The sequence below is a fragment of the Streptomyces sp. NPDC043176 genome, assembly GCF_056436715.1.
Genome location: NZ_JBWKCA010000025.1, coordinates 74,828 through 90,672, shown reverse-complemented (window position 1 = coordinate 90,672; position 15,845 = coordinate 74,828). Strand labels below are relative to the sequence as shown.

The following is a 15,845-nucleotide window of genomic DNA, read 5'->3' as shown; positions in this document are numbered from 1 at the left end:
AGGTATGTCGCGGTAGCGGGTGCCGACACCCGTCCGAAGGAGCTATGTTCGGTTGTGAGGAATGGCGAACGCCATCGCCTCACCGAATACATGGTTGCGCCTACAGGACAGGAGTTCAGGGCGAATTAACCTCTGTCGATGGGGTGGGGATCTTGTCGACTGGGGAGGAGGAGGTGAAAGTCGCCAAGTCCGAACTCCGGCTAATCCAGCCGGAGTGTGGTGCAAAGGGAGATGCCCGGCGGCCAGGGAGCCGGTCCGGGCGATCCGGGAACGGAGTTCTGCGTGGACATCGTCGTCAAGGGCCGCAAGACCGAGGTGCCTGAGCGGTTCCGCAAGCACGTGGCCGAGAAGCTGAAGCTGGAGAAGATCCAGAAGCTCGACGGCAAGGTGATCAGCCTCGACGTCGAGGTGTCCAAGGAGCACAACCCGCGGCAGGCCGACAGGTCCGACCGCGTGGAGATCACCCTCCACTCCCGAGGCCCGGTGATCCGGGCGGAAGCTGCGGCAGGCGACCCGTACGCAGCGCTCGACCTCGCGAGCGACAAGCTCGAGGCACGACTGCGCAAGCAGCACGACAAGCGGTACACCCGTCGCGGCAACGGCAGGCTGTCGGCAGCGGAGGTCGGGGACGTGGTGCCCGGCGCCGCCAAGCTCAACGGTGACGGCCAACTGGCCGTCGACGAGCCCGACAAGGTGCCCACCACGATGATGGGCTCGATCGAAGTCCAGGGCGAGGGGCCCCTCGTGGTCCGCGAGAAGACCCACCGGGCCGCCCCGATGACGCTCGACCAGGCGCTCTACGAAATGGAGCTGGTCGGCCACGACTTCTACCTCTTCGTCGACTCCGACAACAAGCAGCCGAGCGTCGTCTACCGGCGACACGCGTACGACTACGGCGTCATCCACCTGGAGAGCGACCCGCTCGCCGAGGGCGGCGGCGCCGGTGGTGCACTCGGCGGCTGACCGGCCGCCGACCCCGCACCACCCCCACACCTCAGATGTCCCACCCGGTGCCCCTGGAGCGCATGGTGCCTCCCAGGGGCACCCCCTTGTGCCCGTGGAGCACCCCGCGGCCGCCGGGGCATGAAATCATGTCGTGCACGCCAACCGGTGCTCTCCGAGCAGCGGTTGGAGGACCGGAAACGAATTCAGGCCACGGCCTTCAGGGGGAGGAACGATGGCGGACAGCTTCGGGCCGGTGCTCAGCGGGCGTGAGCGCGGTGTTGGGGTCTCGGAGGGATCGGATTCGGACAGCGGTGCATTCCGCAAGGAGCCGATCCGGGTCCTTGTCGTGGACGACCATGCCCTCTTCCGCCGCGGACTCGAGATCGTCCTCGCGCAGGAGGAGGACATCCAGGTCGTCGGAGAGGCCGGCGACGGCGCGGAAGCCGTCGACAAGGCCGCCGACCTGCTGCCCGACATCGTCCTGATGGACGTACGGATGCCCCGCCGCGGCGGCATCGAGGCCTGCACTTCCATCAAGGAGGTGGCCCCCAGCGCGAAGATCATCATGCTGACGATCAGCGACGAGGAGGCCGACCTCTACGACGCCATCAAGGCGGGAGCCACCGGCTACCTCCTCAAGGAGATCTCCACCGACGAGGTCGCCACGGCGATCCGCGCCGTCGCGGACGGGCAGTCGCAGATCAGCCCGTCGATGGCGTCGAAGCTCCTCACCGAGTTCAAGTCGATGATCCAGCGCACCGACGAGCGCCGGCTGGTGCCCGCGCCCCGGCTCACCGACCGCGAGCTCGAGGTCCTCAAGCTCGTCGCGACCGGGATGAACAACCGGGACATCGCCAAGGAGCTGTTCATCTCCGAGAACACGGTGAAGAACCACGTCCGGAACATCCTGGAGAAGCTGCAGCTGCACTCGCGGATGGAGGCCGTGGTGTACGCGATGCGGGAGAAGATCCTGGAGATCCGCTAGGGGTGTCCGGCGGATCAGGCGGCTCGGCCGTGATCCGCCGGAGAGGATTCAGGAGGTGCCTCGCCGATCACGCCGGGCGCGTGGGCCCCTGACAGGGGCTGACCGGCAAGACGCCCCTAGCCGAGGGCGGTGACCAGTTCGGGCGCCAGTTCCGGGTGGTTGAGGCGCTCCACGGACACGGAGTCGCAGCCGACCCACTCGGCGGCCTCGCGCAGCGCGCGGGCGACGGCGGGCACGGCCTTCGGGCCGTCGAGGGTGATCTGGCGGGCGACGAGCGTGCGGCCCTCCCGGGCGGGGTCGACGCGGCCGACGAGACGGCCACCGGCCAGGACCGGCATCGCGAAGTAGCCGTGCACGCGCTTCGGCTTCGGCACGTACGCCTCCAGGCGGTGCGTGAAGCCGAAGATCCGCTCCGTGCGGGGCCGCTCCCAGATCAGCGAGTCGAAGGGCGACAACAGCGTCGTACGGTGGCGGCCGCGGGGCTCCGTCGCCAGGGCCGCCGGATCGGCCCAGGCGGGCTTCCCCCAGCCGGCCACCGTCACCGGCACCAGACCCGAGGCCTCCACGACCGCGTCGAACTGCTCGGCCTTGATCCGGTGGTAGTCGGCGATGTCGGCGCGGGTGCCCACGCCCAGCGCCTCGCCCGCCTGCCGCACCAGGCGCCGCACGCACTCGGTGTCGTCCAGGTCGTCGTGCAGCAGCCGGGCCGGGATCGCCCGCTCCGCCAGGTCGTACACCCGCTTCCAGCTCCGCCGCTCCGTGACGACGACCTCGCCGTACATCAGCGCCCGCTCCACGGCGATCTTGGCGTCGGACCAGTCCCACCACTCGCCCTTGTTCTTCGCGCCGCCCAGCTCCGTCGCCGTCAGCGGGCCCTGGTCGCGCAGCTGGGCGATCACCTTGTCGTACGCCCCGGGGGACAGCTCGTGGCCCCAGTGCGGGCGGTCGCGGTAGGCGCGCCTGCGGAAGGCGAAGTGCGGCCACTCCTCGACCGGCAGCACGCAGGCGGCGTGCGACCAGTACTCGAAGGCGTGCGCCCCGGTCCAGTACGCGTCCTCGACCGTCGTACGGCCGACGGCGCCCAGGCGCGCGTACGGAATGAGCTCGTGGGAGCGGGCCAGCACCGAGATGGTGTCGAGCTGCACCTGTCCGAGCGCCCGGAGGACCCCGCGCACCCCGGCCCTGCGGTCGGGCGCGCCCAGGAATCCCTGGGCGCGCAGCGCGATCCGGCGGGCGTCGTCGGCGGACAGTTCGGCAGCGGGGGGCGGCGCAGTCGTCATGGACCGCACCCTAGGCCCCGGCACTGACAACCGGCCCTGATCCGCGGGCCCCCCGCAGGCCCCGCCTGGCTCGCTGCGTCCGCCGGACACCCCCCCCCGCAAAGCCCCGTCAGGATCGAGGCGCCCGTCGGGCGTTCCCCGCAGGGCCCCGTCCGGATCGCGGTGCCGGCCGGGCGTTCCCCGCAAGGCCCGTCCGGCTCGCGGTGCCTGTCGGGCGTTCCCTAGGCGGCACCGGTCGGCAGGTCGCGGGCCGGGAGGTAGGGGAGGGGGCTGGGGAAGCCGAAGTCGGAGGGCAGCAGGGCGGCGATCCAGGCGTCCCTGAGGGTGCCCTTGTTGGCCAGGGCGGCGCGCTGCGCGCCCTCCATGACGAAGCCGACCCGTTCGGCGACCGCGCGCGAGCCGACGTTGCCGACCTCGGCGCGCCAGACCAGGCGGGTGCAGCCGAGGCCGGTGAAGGCCCAGTGGGCGAGGGCCCGGACGGTCTCCGTCATGTAGCCGGCGCCGCGATGCTCCTTGGCCAGCCAGTAGCCGACCTCCCAGACGCCCTGGCCGCGACTGCTCAGCGAGGTCGCGGCGAGCAGCGGGCCGCCGGCCACCGGTTCGACGGCGAACGCGTACTCCGTGTCGTCGCGCCAGCCGTCCGGCGCCAGCCGCCGGACGAAGAGCTCGGCGTCCTCGCGCTTGTACGGGGAGGGGACGACGGTCCAGCGCTGGATGTCGGGGTCCTGGCAGACGGCGTACACCGCTTCGGCGTCCTCGGGGACGAAGGCGCGCAGCCGGAGGCGGTCCGTGGTGAGGGTGATGGGATCCATGCCGGGATTGTGGTGACCGCGCAGACCGGAAGCGAACACTTTTCGGGTGGGGCGGCACCTTCCGCCCACCTCGGGCGTTCTCTTTCCGGGCGCACGTACGGCTCCGGCACTGCGGGCCTCCCTCTGCGCGGGCGGTCTCGCTTACGATGGCCGTTACGGTGGGGACCACCTGCCGTGCCCGCGCTCGCGTCCTTCACAAGACCCAGTGCCAGGCCCGACCGGCAAGGAGACCAGCCTCAGTGTCCGTCTTCAACAAGCTCATGCGTGCAGGCGAAGGCAAGATCCTGCGCAAACTGCACCGCATCGCGGACCAGGTCAACTCCATCGAAGAGGACTTCGTCAACCTCTCCGACGCCGACCTGCGGGCGCTCACCGAGGAGTACAAGCAGCGGTACGCCGACGGCGAGAGCCTCGACGACCTGATGCCCGAGGCGTTCGCGACGGTGCGCGAGGCCGCCAAGCGCGTCCTCGGCCAGCGCCACTACGACGTCCAGCTGATGGGCGGCGCCGCGCTCCACCTCGGCTACGTCGCCGAGATGAAGACCGGTGAGGGCAAGACCCTCGTCGGCACCCTCCCGGCGTACCTCAACGCGCTGTCCGGCAAGGGCGTGCACCTGATCACGGTCAACGACTACCTGGCCGAGCGCGACTCCGAGCTGATGGGCCGGGTGCACAAGTTCCTCGGCCTGAGCGTCGGCTGCATCCTCGCCAACATGACGCCGGCCCAGCGCCGCGAGCAGTACAACTGCGACATCACGTACGGCACGAACAACGAGTTCGGCTTCGACTACCTCCGCGACAACATGGCGTGGTCCAAGGACGAGCTCGTCCAGCGCGGCCACAACTTCGCCTGTGTCGACGAGGTCGACTCCATCCTCGTCGACGAGGCCCGTACGCCGCTGATCATCTCCGGTCCGGCCGACCAGGCGACCAAGTGGTACGGCGACTTCGCGAAGCTCGTCACCCGCCTCTCCAAGGGCGAGCCCGGCAACCCGCTCAAGGGCATCGAGGAGACCGGCGACTACGAGGTCGACGAGAAGAAGCGCACCGTCGCCATCCACGAGGCCGGTGTCGCCAAGGTCGAGGACTGGCTCGGCATCGACAACCTCTACGAGTCGGTGAACACCCCGCTCGTCGGTTACCTGAACAACGCCATCAAGGCGAAGGAACTGTTCAAGAAGGACAAGGACTACGTCGTCATGGACGGCGAAGTCATGATCGTCGACGAGCACACCGGCCGTATCCTCGCCGGTCGCCGCTACAACGAGGGCATGCACCAGGCGATCGAGGCGAAGGAGGGGGTGGCGATCAAGGACGAGAACCAGACCCTCGCCACCATCACCCTGCAGAACTTCTTCCGCCTGTACTCGAAGCTCTCCGGCATGACCGGTACGGCCATGACCGAGGCCGCCGAGTTCCACCAGATCTACAAGCTGGGCGTCGTCCCGATCCCCACGAACAGGCCGATGGTCCGCAAGGACCAGTCCGACCTGATCTACCGGACCGAGGTCGCCAAGTTCGCCGCCGTCGTCGACGACATCGCGGAGAAGCACGAGAAGGGTCAGCCGATCCTCGTCGGCACGACCTCCGTCGAGAAGTCCGAGTACCTCTCGCAGCAGCTCTCCAAGCGCGGCGTCCAGCACGAGGTCCTCAACGCCAAGCACCACGAGCGCGAGGCCAGCATCGTCGCCCAGGCCGGCCGCCGCGGCGCCGTCACGGTCGCCACGAACATGGCCGGCCGCGGTACGGACATCAAGCTCGGCGGCAACCCGGACGACCTCGCCGAGGCCGAGCTGCGCCAGGCGGGCCTGGACCCGGTCGAGCACGTCGAGGAGTGGGCCGCCGCCCTCCCCGCCGCCCTGGAGCGCGCCGAGAAGGCCGTGAAGGCGGAGTTCGAGGAGGTCAAGGAGCTCGGCGGTCTGTACGTCCTCGGCACCGAGCGCCACGAGTCCCGCCGTATCGACAACCAGCTGCGCGGTCGTTCCGGCCGTCAGGGCGACCCCGGCGAGTCCCGCTTCTACCTCTCCCTCGGCGACGACCTGATGCGGCTGTTCAAGGCGCAGATGGTCGAGCGCGTGATGGCCATGGCCAACGTGCCGGACGACGTGCCGATCGAGAACAAGATGGTCACCCGCGCCATCGCCTCCGCCCAGTCGCAGGTCGAGACCCAGAACTTCGAGACGCGCAAGAACGTCCTGAAGTACGACGAGGTCCTCAACCGGCAGCGCGAGGTCATCTACGGCGAGCGGCGCCGCGTCCTGGAGGGCGAGGACCTGCACGAGCAGATCCAGCACTTCATGGACGACACGATCGACGACTACATCCGCCAGGAGACCGCCGAGGGCTTCGCGGAGGAGTGGGACCTCGACCGCCTGTGGAACGCCTTCAAGCAGCTCTACCCGGTGAAGGTCACCGTGGAGGAGCTGGAGGACGCGGCCGGGGACCGGGCGGGCATCACCGCCGAGTTCATCGCCGAGTCGATCAAGAACGACATCCACGAGCAGTACGAGACGCGCGAGAAGCAGCTCGGCTCGGAGATCATGCGTGAGCTGGAGCGGCGCGTGGTCCTGTCCGTCCTGGACCGCAAGTGGCGCGAGCACCTCTACGAGATGGACTACCTCCAGGAGGGCATCGGCCTGCGTGCCATGGCGCAGAAGGACCCGCTGGTCGAGTACCAGCGCGAGGGCTTCGACATGTTCACCGCCATGATGGAGGGCATCAAGGAGGAGTCCGTCGGCTACCTGTTCAACCTGGAGGTCCAGGTCGAGCAGCAGGTCGAGGAGGTCCCGGTGCAGGCGAGCGCACCGTCGCTCGCCAAGGAGGACGCCGTCCCGGCGCCCGCCGGCCGTCCGGAGATCCGTGCCAAGGGGCTCGACGCCCCGCAGCGGCCGGACCGGCTGCACTTCTCCGCGCCGACGGTGGACGGCGACGGCGGCGTCATCGAGGGCGACTTCGCCTCGGACGACGACGGCGGCGACGGGATGACCCGGGCCGAGCGGCGCAAGGCGCAGAAGAACGCGGGCGGCGGTCGTCGCCGCAAGAAGTGAGGCACCACCGCCGAGGGCTCTGACACGGGCCCGCTGACGCGGTGAGCACGAGTGACAGGGGTCGGTCGCCCGCCGGGGGCCGGCCCCTTCGCCATGCCCGCGGGCCGGTGGGCGGGTCGTGGGCCGGTGGCGTCGGCTCCGCTGTCGTGCCGGTGGGCGGGTCGTGGGCCGGTGGCGTCGGCTTTGCCGTCGTGCCCGTGGGTGGGCGGGGTCATGGCCCGGTGGGTGTCGGTTCGTGTCCGCGGGCGGGCGGTTCATGGGCGGTGGCCGGCTCCTTCGAGGCCGTCGAGTTCCACGGCGGCGCAGCGCCAGCGCTGGTCGGTGCCGCGTTCCAGGCGGAAGGCCATCGCGCGGACGCGGGGGCCGGTGGCGATCGTCGCGAAGGCCTCCACGGCGGTGCCGCCGGGGCGGACCTGGACCGAGCAGCGGCGCAGCACGGGGCGGGGGCCGAGCGACCGCAGGGGCGTCCGCGGGGCGAGCAGGACGAGCTGCTCGTACGCCTCGCCGACGGTGTGGCCGAGCATCCAGTGGACCGGCCGCTCCCCGCTGAGCACGGCGAGGAGGCGCTCGGCGAAGACGGTGTGGGGCGGGAGCGCGCGGGGCGCGGTGCGGGGCGGGCCGCCCTGGGACGGCGTACGGGGGCGGGTGGCGGCACGACCGCGCGGGTGCGCTCCCGCGGAGCCGTGCGGGCGGGTGCCGGCCGGGCCGCCGGGGGCCGTGCGGGGACGTGGGGTGGGGGAGGGCGTGGTGGTGAGCGTGGCGGTCATGGCGGGCCCCTGTCATTGCGTAACCGAGTGGTACCAGTCAGTAACTTTCGTTGGGGATCTTGTACGGGGGGACCCCGAGGCCCCGCAAGGAGGCCGCCGCGGCGGGGCGGGCCGGAAAACGGATCACCTATCAGGGTGACGCGGCGGGAAACCGGTTCTCCGGCCGCCAGGGGGAGGCCCTCCGCGCCGGGCGGGCGGCGTGTCCGGCCGCCCGCCCCGAAGGGGGACTCCGCACGTATCCTGAGGGCCTCTCCGACTACGAAAGCGGCCAGCCATGCGCGTCTACGTCCCCCTGACCCTCCCCGGTCTCGCACAGGCGCACAAGGCGGGCGAGCTCGGCCCCGGCCCGCTGACCGCCTACGCCGTCACCCCCGCGCTGCGCGAGTGGTACGTCTCCGACGACATCGAGGAGCTGGAGTACGCGGCGCTCAACCGGGCCGCGGCCGCCTCCCTGCGCCTCCTCGCGGGCCGGCCCGATGCGCCCCGGCGCCGTGTCGTCGTCGCCGTCGACGTGGCCGACAAGGACGCGGCCACCGACCCCGACGGCGGGCTCGAAGCGGCCTCCATCGGCGAGGTCCGGATCGCCGGGCCCGTCCCGTTCGCCAAGGCGGCCGCGGTGCACGCCGACGCGGACGACGCCGAGGCGGACGTCACGGCCGCGGCGGACGCGCTCGGGGCGGCGGACCAGGGCGACGACGACGCCCAGTTCGTCGTGGACGGCGCCGAGGACCACGAGCTGCTGTGGTTCGGCGTGCAGGAGATCCCCGGGCTGCTGGGCTGACGGCTTCCGTCCACGCGCCCCTCCCGGGAGGTCCCCGGGCTGCTTGTGCGCGGCTCCCCTTTGAGCCGGCGGCTTCCGTCCACGCGCCAGGAGATCCACGTTCCTCGCGCTCGGATCCCTTTGAGCCGACGGCTTCCGTCCCCGCTTCCTCCGCCCGCGGGGGCAGTCTTCGCCGTCCGAGGCGCCGGGTACCGTCTTTCCATGGGGAAGCACGGAAAGCACCTGGTCTGGGACTGGAACGGCACACTGCTGGACGACATCAGCGCGGTGATCGGAGCGACGAACGCGGCCTTCGCCGAGCTCGGTCTGGCGTCGATCACCCTGGAGCGGTACCGCGAGCTGTACACGGTTCCGGTACCGAAGTTCTACGAGCGCCTGATGGGGCGGCTGCCGACCGACGAGGAGTGGACCGTCATGGACGGGACCTTCCACCGGCACTACTGGCAGCGCGCCGAGGGCTGCGGGCTGACCACCGGCGCGGCGGAGCTGCTCGCCGCGCGGCAGGCGTCCGGATCCACGCAGTCGCTGCTGTCGCTGGCGCCGCACGCCGATCTGATACCGCTGGTGCGGCGGCACGGGATCGCCGAGCGGTTCGTCCGGATGGACGGGCGGGTCGACGCGTCGACGGACGGGAAGTCCGGGCACATGGTGCGGCACCTGGCCGCGCTGGGCGTTCCGGCCGAGCGCGTGGTCGTCATCGGTGACGCGGCGGACGACGCGGTGGCGGCGGGGCACGTCGGGGCGAAGGCCGTGCTGTACACCGGCGGGTCGCACAGCCGGGCGTCGTTGTCGCGGGTGGGAGCGCCGGTGGTGGACTCCCTGGAGGAAGCGGTGGCGGTCGCGGAGTCGCTGGTCTAGGACGGGGTGCCCGGCGGCCTGCGGTCTGTGGCTTGCGGCCCGTGGGTCGGTGGGCGCGCGCCACTCTGCGGGCCCTGTCGGGCGTACGCCCTGCGGGCCTGCGACCTTTGACCTTTGCATCGGTGGGTGGCAGGGCGGGAGGGCCGGTGCGGCCCGGAGGGTGGTTGCGCCCATCCGTTCCGCCCTTGCGGAACGTGTGCCCACCACCACCCGGCGGGCGGGTCCCCGCAACCGCCCGGCGGACGTGTGCCCACCACCCGCCGGGCGGGTCCCCGCAACCGCCCGGCGGACGTATGCCTACGACCACCCGGCGGGCGTATGCCCACGACCGCCCGGGGGTGGGTCGGCTCAGGCCTTGGTGTGGAGGACCTTGAGGAACTCGCGCATCCAGGTGGGGTGGTCGGGCCAGGCGCGGGAGGAGACGAGGAGGCCGTCGACGACGGCGGCGGAGTCCTGGAAGGTGGCGCCGGCGGCCTGCATGTCGAGTTCGAGGGCCGGGTAGGCGGTGACGCGGCGCCCTTCGAGGCTGCCGACGGCGGCTGTGAGGAGCGGGCCGTGGCAGATCTGGGCGACGGGCTTGTCGGCGTCGAAGAAGGCCTTGAGGATCTTGCGGAGCTCGGGGTCGTTGCGCAGGTACTCCGGAGCGCGGCCGCCCGGGATCACCACCGCCGCGTAGGCGCCGGGGTCGACCTCGGAGAACGCCAGGTCGGCGGGCCAGGTGTAGCCGGGCTTCTCGGTGTAGGTGTCGAAACCGGGCTCGAAGTCGTGGACGACGAACCTCAGCGTCTTGCGGGCCGGGGCGGCGATGTCGACCTCGTAGCCCTCTTCGAGAAGCCGCTGGTAGGGGTACATCACCTCCAGCGACTCCGCCGCGTCACCGGTCACGATCAGGATCTTCGCCATGGCTCTCCCGGATCACAGATGGTCGGTCTGTCGTGCTCTGTCCATGCTCGCGTACACGCTGCCCGCGACGGGCCGGTTTGCCAAGAGGACACGTGTCGCTGTCCATAACGTCAAACTTCGCCCGCTCTTTTGTACGCATACGGCTCATGACGGTTCGGGGTGCGGGAGCGATAGGCTTTTGCCGTGATCAGCGCGATACGCCGTGGGGGCAGCGAAGCCCCCGGCTGCCGCCCGGCCCGCGACAGCGGCCGGGTCGACCGTGCGTTCGCCGATCCTTCCCGTCCGGACGCGCCACGCTCCGTGGCCGATAACGATCCGGGCATCTCTCATCCGGGCATACCGTCGTCTTCGACCGGAATCACCGCGTCGTGGCGTTGTGCCCTTTCTTCCACCGACGTCACGCAACGGCGCGCGACAGGAGTCAGAGGACATGCAGACCAAGCTGGACGAAGCAAAGGCCGAGCTGCTCGAGAGGGCCGCCCGGGTAGCTGAGCACAGCCCGGTCGGGGGGCGACTTCCGACGGGCCCGGCGGGTGCCGGGAAGCACCCCGACCGGGACACCGTGCTCGACTACCTCCAGCGCTACTACCTGCACACGGCGCCCGAGGACCTCGGCGACCGCGACCCGGTCGACGTGTTCGGTGCCGCGCTCTCTCACTACCGGCTCGCGGAGAACCGCCCGCAGGGCACCGCGAACGTGCGCGTCCACACCCCGACGGTGGAGGAGAACGGCTGGACGAGCAGCCACTCCGTCGTCGAGGTCGTCACCGACGACATGCCCTTCCTCGTCGACTCGGTGACCAACGAGCTGTCCCGCCAGGGCCGCGGCATCCACGTCGTGATCCACCCGCAGGTCCTCGTCCGCCGTGACGTCGCCGGCAAGCTCATCGAGGTCCTGTCGGTCCAGATCGACGGCGAGCTGCCGCACGACGCGCTCACCGAGTCCTGGATCCACGTCGAGATCGACCGCGAGACCGACCGCGCCGACCTCAAGCAGATCACCGCCGACCTGCTGCGCGTCCTGTCCGACGTCCGCGAGACGGTCGAGGACTGGGACAAGATGCGCGACGCCGCGCTGCGCATCGCCGAGGGGCTCCCCGCCGAGCCGACCGCCTCCGACCTGCGGCCGACCGAGGTGGAGGAGGCCCGCGAGCTGCTGCGCTGGCTCGCCGACGACCACTTCACCTTCCTCGGCTACCGCGAGTACGAGCTCGTCAACGGCGACGCCCTGACCGCCGTGCCCGGCACCGGCCTCGGCATCCTGCGCTCCGACCCGCAGCACCTCGGCGACGACGAGGGCCACCACGCCCACCCCGTCTCGCCCTCCTTCAGCCGGCTGCCCGCCGACGCCCGCGCCAAGGCGCGCGAGCACAAGCTGCTGATCCTGACGAAGGCCAACAGCCGGGCGACCGTGCACCGCCCCTCGTACCTCGACTACATCGGCGTGAAGAAGTTCGACGCCGACGGCAACGTGATCGGCGAGCGCCGCTTCCTCGGCCTGTTCTCGTCCGCCGCGTACACCGAGTCCGTCCGCCGGGTCCCGGTCGTCAAGCGCAAGGTCCAGGAGGTCCTCGCGGGCGCCGGCTTCTCGCCGAACAGCCACGACGGCCGCGACCTGCTCCAGATCCTGGAGACCTACCCGCGCGACGAGCTGTTCCAGACCCCGGTCGACCAGCTCCAGGCCATCGTCACCAGCGTCCTGTACCTCCAGGAACGGCGCCGGCTGCGGCTCTACCTGCGCCAGGACGAGTACGGCCGCTACTACTCGGCCCTCGTCTACCTGCCGCGCGACCGCTACACGACCCGTGTCCGGCTGCGGATCATCGACCTCCTGAAGGAGGAGCTCGACGGCACCAGCGTCGACTTCACCGCCTGGAACACCGAGTCGATCCTCTCCCGTCTCCACTTCGTCGTCCGCGTGAAGCCCGGCACCGAACTCGCCAAGCTGACCGACGCCGACGTCGACCGGATCGAGGCCCGGCTCGTCGAGGCTGCCCGCTCCTGGTCCGACGGCTTCGGCGAGGCCCTCAACGCCGAGTTCGGCGAGGAGCGCGCCGCCGAGCTGCTCCGCCGCTACGGCAGCGCCTTCTCCGAGGGCTACAAGGCCGACCACTCGCCGCGCGCGGCCGTCGCCGACCTGGTCCGCATGGAGGCCCTCGCCGCCAGCGGCAAGGACTTCGCGCTCTCCCTCTACGAGCCGGTCGCCGCCGGCCCCGGCGAGCGCCGCTTCAAGATCTACAAGACCGGCGACCAGATCTCCCTCTCCGCCGTCCTCCCGGTCCTCAACCGGCTCGGCGTCGAGGTCACCGACGAGCGTCCGTACGAGCTCCGCTGCGCCGACCGCACCCACGCCTGGATCTACGACTTCGGCCTGCGGATGCCCGCCCCGACCGGGAACGGCGGCGACTACGTCGGCGACGACGCCCGCGAGCGCTTCCAGGAGGCCTTCTCCGCCACCTGGACCGGCCAGGCCGAGAACGACAACTTCAACTCCCTCGTCCTCTCCGCCGGGCTCACCTGGCGCGAGGCGATGGTGCTGCGCGCCTACGCCAAGTACCTGCGCCAGGCCGGTGCGACGTTCAGCCAGGACTACATGGAGGACACCCTCCGCAACAACGTCCACACCACCCGGCTGCTCGTCTCCCTCTTCGAGGCCCGGATGGCCCCGGAGCGCCAGCGCGCCGGCACCGAGCTGATCGACGCTCTCATGGAGGAGCTGGACGCCGCCCTCGACCAGGTCGCGAGCCTGGACGAGGACCGGATCCTGCGGTCCTTCCTGACCGTCATCAAGGCCACGCTGCGGACGAACTTCTTCCAGCTGACGGCGGACGGTACGCCGCACTCGTACGTGTCGATGAAGTTCGACCCGCAGGCCATCCCGGACCTTCCGGCGCCCCGCCCGGCCTTCGAGATCTGGGTGTACTCCCCGCGCGTCGAGGGCGTCCACCTGCGCTTCGGCAAGGTCGCCCGAGGCGGCCTGCGCTGGTCCGACCGCCGTGAGGACTTCCGTACGGAGATCCTCGGCCTGGTCAAGGCGCAGATGGTGAAGAACACCGTCATCGTGCCGGTCGGCGCCAAGGGCGGCTTCGTCGCCAAGCAGCTCCCGGACCCGTCCGTGGACCGCGACGCCTGGCTGGCCGAGGGCATCGCCTCGTACAAGACCTTCATCTCGGCGCTGCTCGACATCACCGACAACCTGGTCGCGGGCGAGGTCGTGCCGCCGGCCGACGTGGTCCGCCACGACGAGGACGACACGTACCTGGTCGTCGCCGCCGACAAGGGCACCGCGACCTTCTCCGACATCGCCAACGGGGTGGCCGAGGACTACGGCTTCTGGCTCGGCGACGCCTTCGCCTCCGGCGGCTCGGCCGGCTACGACCACAAGGGCATGGGCATCACCGCCCGCGGCGCCTGGGAGTCCGTCAAGCGGCACTTCCGCGAACTGGGCCACGACACCCAGACCGAGGACTTCACGGTCGTCGGCGTCGGCGACATGTCCGGCGACGTCTTCGGCAACGGCATGCTGCTCAGCGAGCACATCAGGCTCGTCGCCGCGTTCGACCACCGGCACATCTTCGTCGACCCGAACCCGGACGCGGCCGTGTCGTACGCCGAGCGCCGCCGCCTCTTCGACCTGCCCCGCTCGTCCTGGGCCGACTACGACCCGTCGCTGCTCTCCGCCGGCGGTGGCGTCCACCCCCGCAGCGCCAAGTCGATCCCGATCAACGCGCAGGTCAGGGCCGCCCTCGGCATCGAGGACGGGATCACCAAGATGACCCCGGCCGAGCTGATGAAGGCCATCCTCCACGCGCCCGTCGACCTGCTGTGGAACGGCGGCATCGGCACGTACGTCAAGTCGTCGGCCGAGTCCAACGCCGACGTCGGCGACAAGGCCAACGACGCCATCCGCGTCGACGGCCAGGACGTCCGCGCCAAGGTCATCGGCGAGGGCGGCAACCTCGGCGCGACCCAGCTGGGCCGCATCGAGTTCGCCCGCACCGGCGGCCCCGAGGGCGCCGGCGGCAAGGTCAACACCGACGCCATCGACAACAGCGCCGGCGTCGACACCTCCGACCACGAGGTCAACATCAAGATCCTGCTCAACGGGCTGGTCGCCGAGGGCGACATGACCGTCAAGCAGCGCAACAAGATCCTCGCGGAGATGACCGACGAGGTCGGCGCGCTCGTCCTGCGCAACAACTACGCGCAGAACACCGCCCTCGCCAACGCGGTCGCCCAGTCGCCCTCGCTGCTCCACGCCCACCAGCGGTTCATGCGCCGCCTGGGCCGCGACGGCAGCCTCGACCGGTCCCTGGAGTTCCTGCCCAACGACCGGCAGATCCGCGAGCTGCTCAACAACGGCCGGGGCATGAGCCAGCCGGAGCTCGCCGTCCTCCTCGCGTACACCAAGATCACGGTGGCTGACGAGCTGATCGGCACGGAGCTCCCGGACGACCCGTACCTGCGCGGGCTGCTCCACGCGTACTTCCCGACGCTGCTGCGCGAGAAGTTCCCCGAGGCCGTCGACAACCACGCCCTGCGCCGCGAGATCATCACGACCGTCCTGGTCAACGACACCGTCAACACCGGCGGCTCGACCTTCCTGCACCGCCTCCGGGAGGAGACCGGCGCGTCGATCGAGGAGATCGTGCGGGCGCAGACCGCCGCCCGTGCCGTCTTCCGGCTCGGCCAGGTCTGGGACGCCGTCGAGGCCCTCGACAACCAGGTGCCGGCCGGCATCCAGACCCAGATGCGGCTGCACTCCCGCCGCCTCGTCGAGCGCGGCACGCGCTGGCTGCTCAACAACCGGCCGCAGCCGCTCCAGATCGGCGAGACCATCGACTTCTTCGGCGAGCGCGTCGAGGAGGTCTGGCAGCAGCTGCCGCAGCTGCTGCGCGGCGCGGACCTGGAGTGGTACCAGTCGATCTTCGACGAGCTGACCGGGTTCGGCGTGCCGGAGGAGCTCGCGCTGCGGGTCGCCGGCTTCTCCTCCGCCTTCCCGATCCTCGACGTCGTCGCGATCGCGGACCGGATGGGCAAGGAGCCGCTGGCGGTCGCCGAGGTCTACTACGACCTGGCCGACCGGCTGCGGATCACCGACCTGATGGACCGGATCATCGAGCTGCCGCGCAGCGACCGCTGGCAGTCGATGGCCCGCGCCTCGATCCGCGAGGACCTCTTCGCGGCGCACTCGGCGCTCACCGCCGACGTCCTGACCGTGGGCAACGGCAGCACGAGCCCCGAGGAGCGGTTCAAGGCCTGGGAGGAGAAGAACGCGGCGATCCTGGGCCGCGCCCGGACGACGCTGGAGGAGATCCAGGGTTCGGACACCTTCGACCTGGCGAACCTGTCGGTCGCCATGCGGACGATGCGCACCCTGCTCCGTTCGCACAGCTAGTCGCCCGGCGGCCCGATCGCGTGGCCGCCCGACAGGGAAGGGCCCCGCCGGTTCTCCGGCGGGGCCCTT

General features: G+C 70.9%; 10 protein-coding genes. 6 read left to right on the top strand and 4 right to left on the bottom strand.

Translation table 11 applies throughout. The features are described 5' to 3' along the window. The first annotated feature begins 282 nt into the window (after positions 1 to 282). On the top strand, positions 283 to 963 hold the full coding sequence (gene hpf / locus AC067A_RS31430; protein WP_479246204.1) for a ribosome hibernation-promoting factor, HPF/YfiA family: 681 nt from the start codon (positions 283 to 285) through the stop codon (positions 961 to 963). Positions 964 to 1,177: 214 nt separating this feature from the next. Beyond that, positions 1,178 to 1,930: a response regulator gene (locus AC067A_RS31425; RefSeq protein WP_479246202.1), complete on the top strand. Its 753-nt coding sequence runs from the start codon at positions 1,178 to 1,180 to the stop codon at positions 1,928 to 1,930. Between the two features lie 116 nt (positions 1,931 to 2,046). On the opposite strand, the gene AC067A_RS31420 is transcribed toward AC067A_RS31425, so the two are convergent. Next, a complete protein-coding gene (locus AC067A_RS31420; protein WP_479246200.1) occupies positions 2,047 to 3,210 on the bottom strand; it encodes a winged helix-turn-helix domain-containing protein in 1,164 nt (387 codons plus the stop codon). Positions 3,211 to 3,431: 221 nt separating this feature from the next. After that, positions 3,432 to 4,022, bottom strand: coding sequence for a GNAT family N-acetyltransferase (locus tag AC067A_RS31415; protein ID WP_479246198.1), 591 nt, complete (start codon positions 4,020 to 4,022; stop codon positions 3,432 to 3,434). Positions 4,023 to 4,261: 239 nt separating this feature from the next. On the opposite strand from AC067A_RS31415, the gene secA reads away from it, so the two are divergent. Further along, the gene (secA, locus tag AC067A_RS31410; protein WP_479246196.1) at positions 4,262 to 7,069 is read left to right on the top strand and encodes a preprotein translocase subunit SecA; all 2,808 of its coding nucleotides are present in this window, start codon (positions 4,262 to 4,264) and stop codon (positions 7,067 to 7,069) included. A 254-nt stretch (positions 7,070 to 7,323) separates the two neighbouring features. Here the strand turns inward: secA and AC067A_RS31405 are convergent, their stop codons facing one another. Next, positions 7,324 to 7,836, bottom strand: coding sequence for an Rv3235 family protein (locus tag AC067A_RS31405; RefSeq protein WP_479246194.1), 513 nt, complete (start codon positions 7,834 to 7,836; stop codon positions 7,324 to 7,326). 274 nt (positions 7,837 to 8,110) lie between these two features. On the opposite strand from AC067A_RS31405, the gene AC067A_RS31400 reads away from it, so the two are divergent. Both AC067A_RS31400 and AC067A_RS31395 read left to right on the top strand, forming a co-directional pair. Beyond that, entirely contained in the window at positions 8,111 to 8,617 is a 507-nt protein-coding gene (locus tag AC067A_RS31400; RefSeq protein WP_479246192.1) for a DUF6912 family protein, read from the top strand. A gap of 201 nt (positions 8,618 to 8,818) precedes the next feature. Then, the gene (locus AC067A_RS31395) at positions 8,819 to 9,475 is read left to right on the top strand and encodes an HAD family hydrolase (protein WP_479246190.1); all 657 of its coding nucleotides are present in this window, start codon (positions 8,819 to 8,821) and stop codon (positions 9,473 to 9,475) included. Between the two features lie 348 nt (positions 9,476 to 9,823). On the opposite strand, the gene AC067A_RS31390 is transcribed toward AC067A_RS31395, so the two are convergent. Beyond that, the gene (locus AC067A_RS31390; RefSeq protein ID WP_479246189.1) at positions 9,824 to 10,378 is read right to left on the bottom strand and encodes a DJ-1/PfpI family protein; all 555 of its coding nucleotides are present in this window, start codon (positions 10,376 to 10,378) and stop codon (positions 9,824 to 9,826) included. Between the two features lie 430 nt (positions 10,379 to 10,808). Between AC067A_RS31390 and AC067A_RS31385 the strand changes: the two genes are divergently transcribed. Beyond that, positions 10,809 to 15,776 (top strand): NAD-glutamate dehydrogenase, encoded by a 4,968-nt coding sequence (locus AC067A_RS31385; RefSeq protein WP_479246188.1) that lies wholly within the window; start codon positions 10,809 to 10,811, stop codon positions 15,774 to 15,776. Positions 15,777 to 15,845: the final 69 nt, after the last annotated feature.

What these genes read in the sequence shown, in the direction of transcription:
- AC067A_RS31425 (WP_479246202.1), top strand. Translation starts at nt 1,178, where the DNA reads ATGGCGGACAGCTTCGGGCCGGTGCTCAGCGGGCGTGAGCGCGGTGTT.
- AC067A_RS31390 (WP_479246189.1), bottom strand. Translation starts at nt 10,378, where the DNA reads ATGGCGAAGATCCTGATCGTGACCGGTGACGCGGCGGAGTCGCTGGAG.
- AC067A_RS31420 (WP_479246200.1), bottom strand. Translation starts at nt 3,210, where the DNA reads ATGACGACTGCGCCGCCCCCCGCTGCCGAACTGTCCGCCGACGACGCC.
- AC067A_RS31415 (WP_479246198.1), bottom strand. Translation starts at nt 4,022, where the DNA reads ATGGATCCCATCACCCTCACCACGGACCGCCTCCGGCTGCGCGCCTTC.
- AC067A_RS31395 (WP_479246190.1), top strand. Translation starts at nt 8,819, where the DNA reads ATGGGGAAGCACGGAAAGCACCTGGTCTGGGACTGGAACGGCACACTG.
- AC067A_RS31385 (WP_479246188.1), top strand. Translation starts at nt 10,809, where the DNA reads ATGCAGACCAAGCTGGACGAAGCAAAGGCCGAGCTGCTCGAGAGGGCC.
- AC067A_RS31405 (WP_479246194.1), bottom strand. Translation starts at nt 7,836, where the DNA reads ATGACCGCCACGCTCACCACCACGCCCTCCCCCACCCCACGTCCCCGC.
- AC067A_RS31400 (WP_479246192.1), top strand. Translation starts at nt 8,111, where the DNA reads ATGCGCGTCTACGTCCCCCTGACCCTCCCCGGTCTCGCACAGGCGCAC.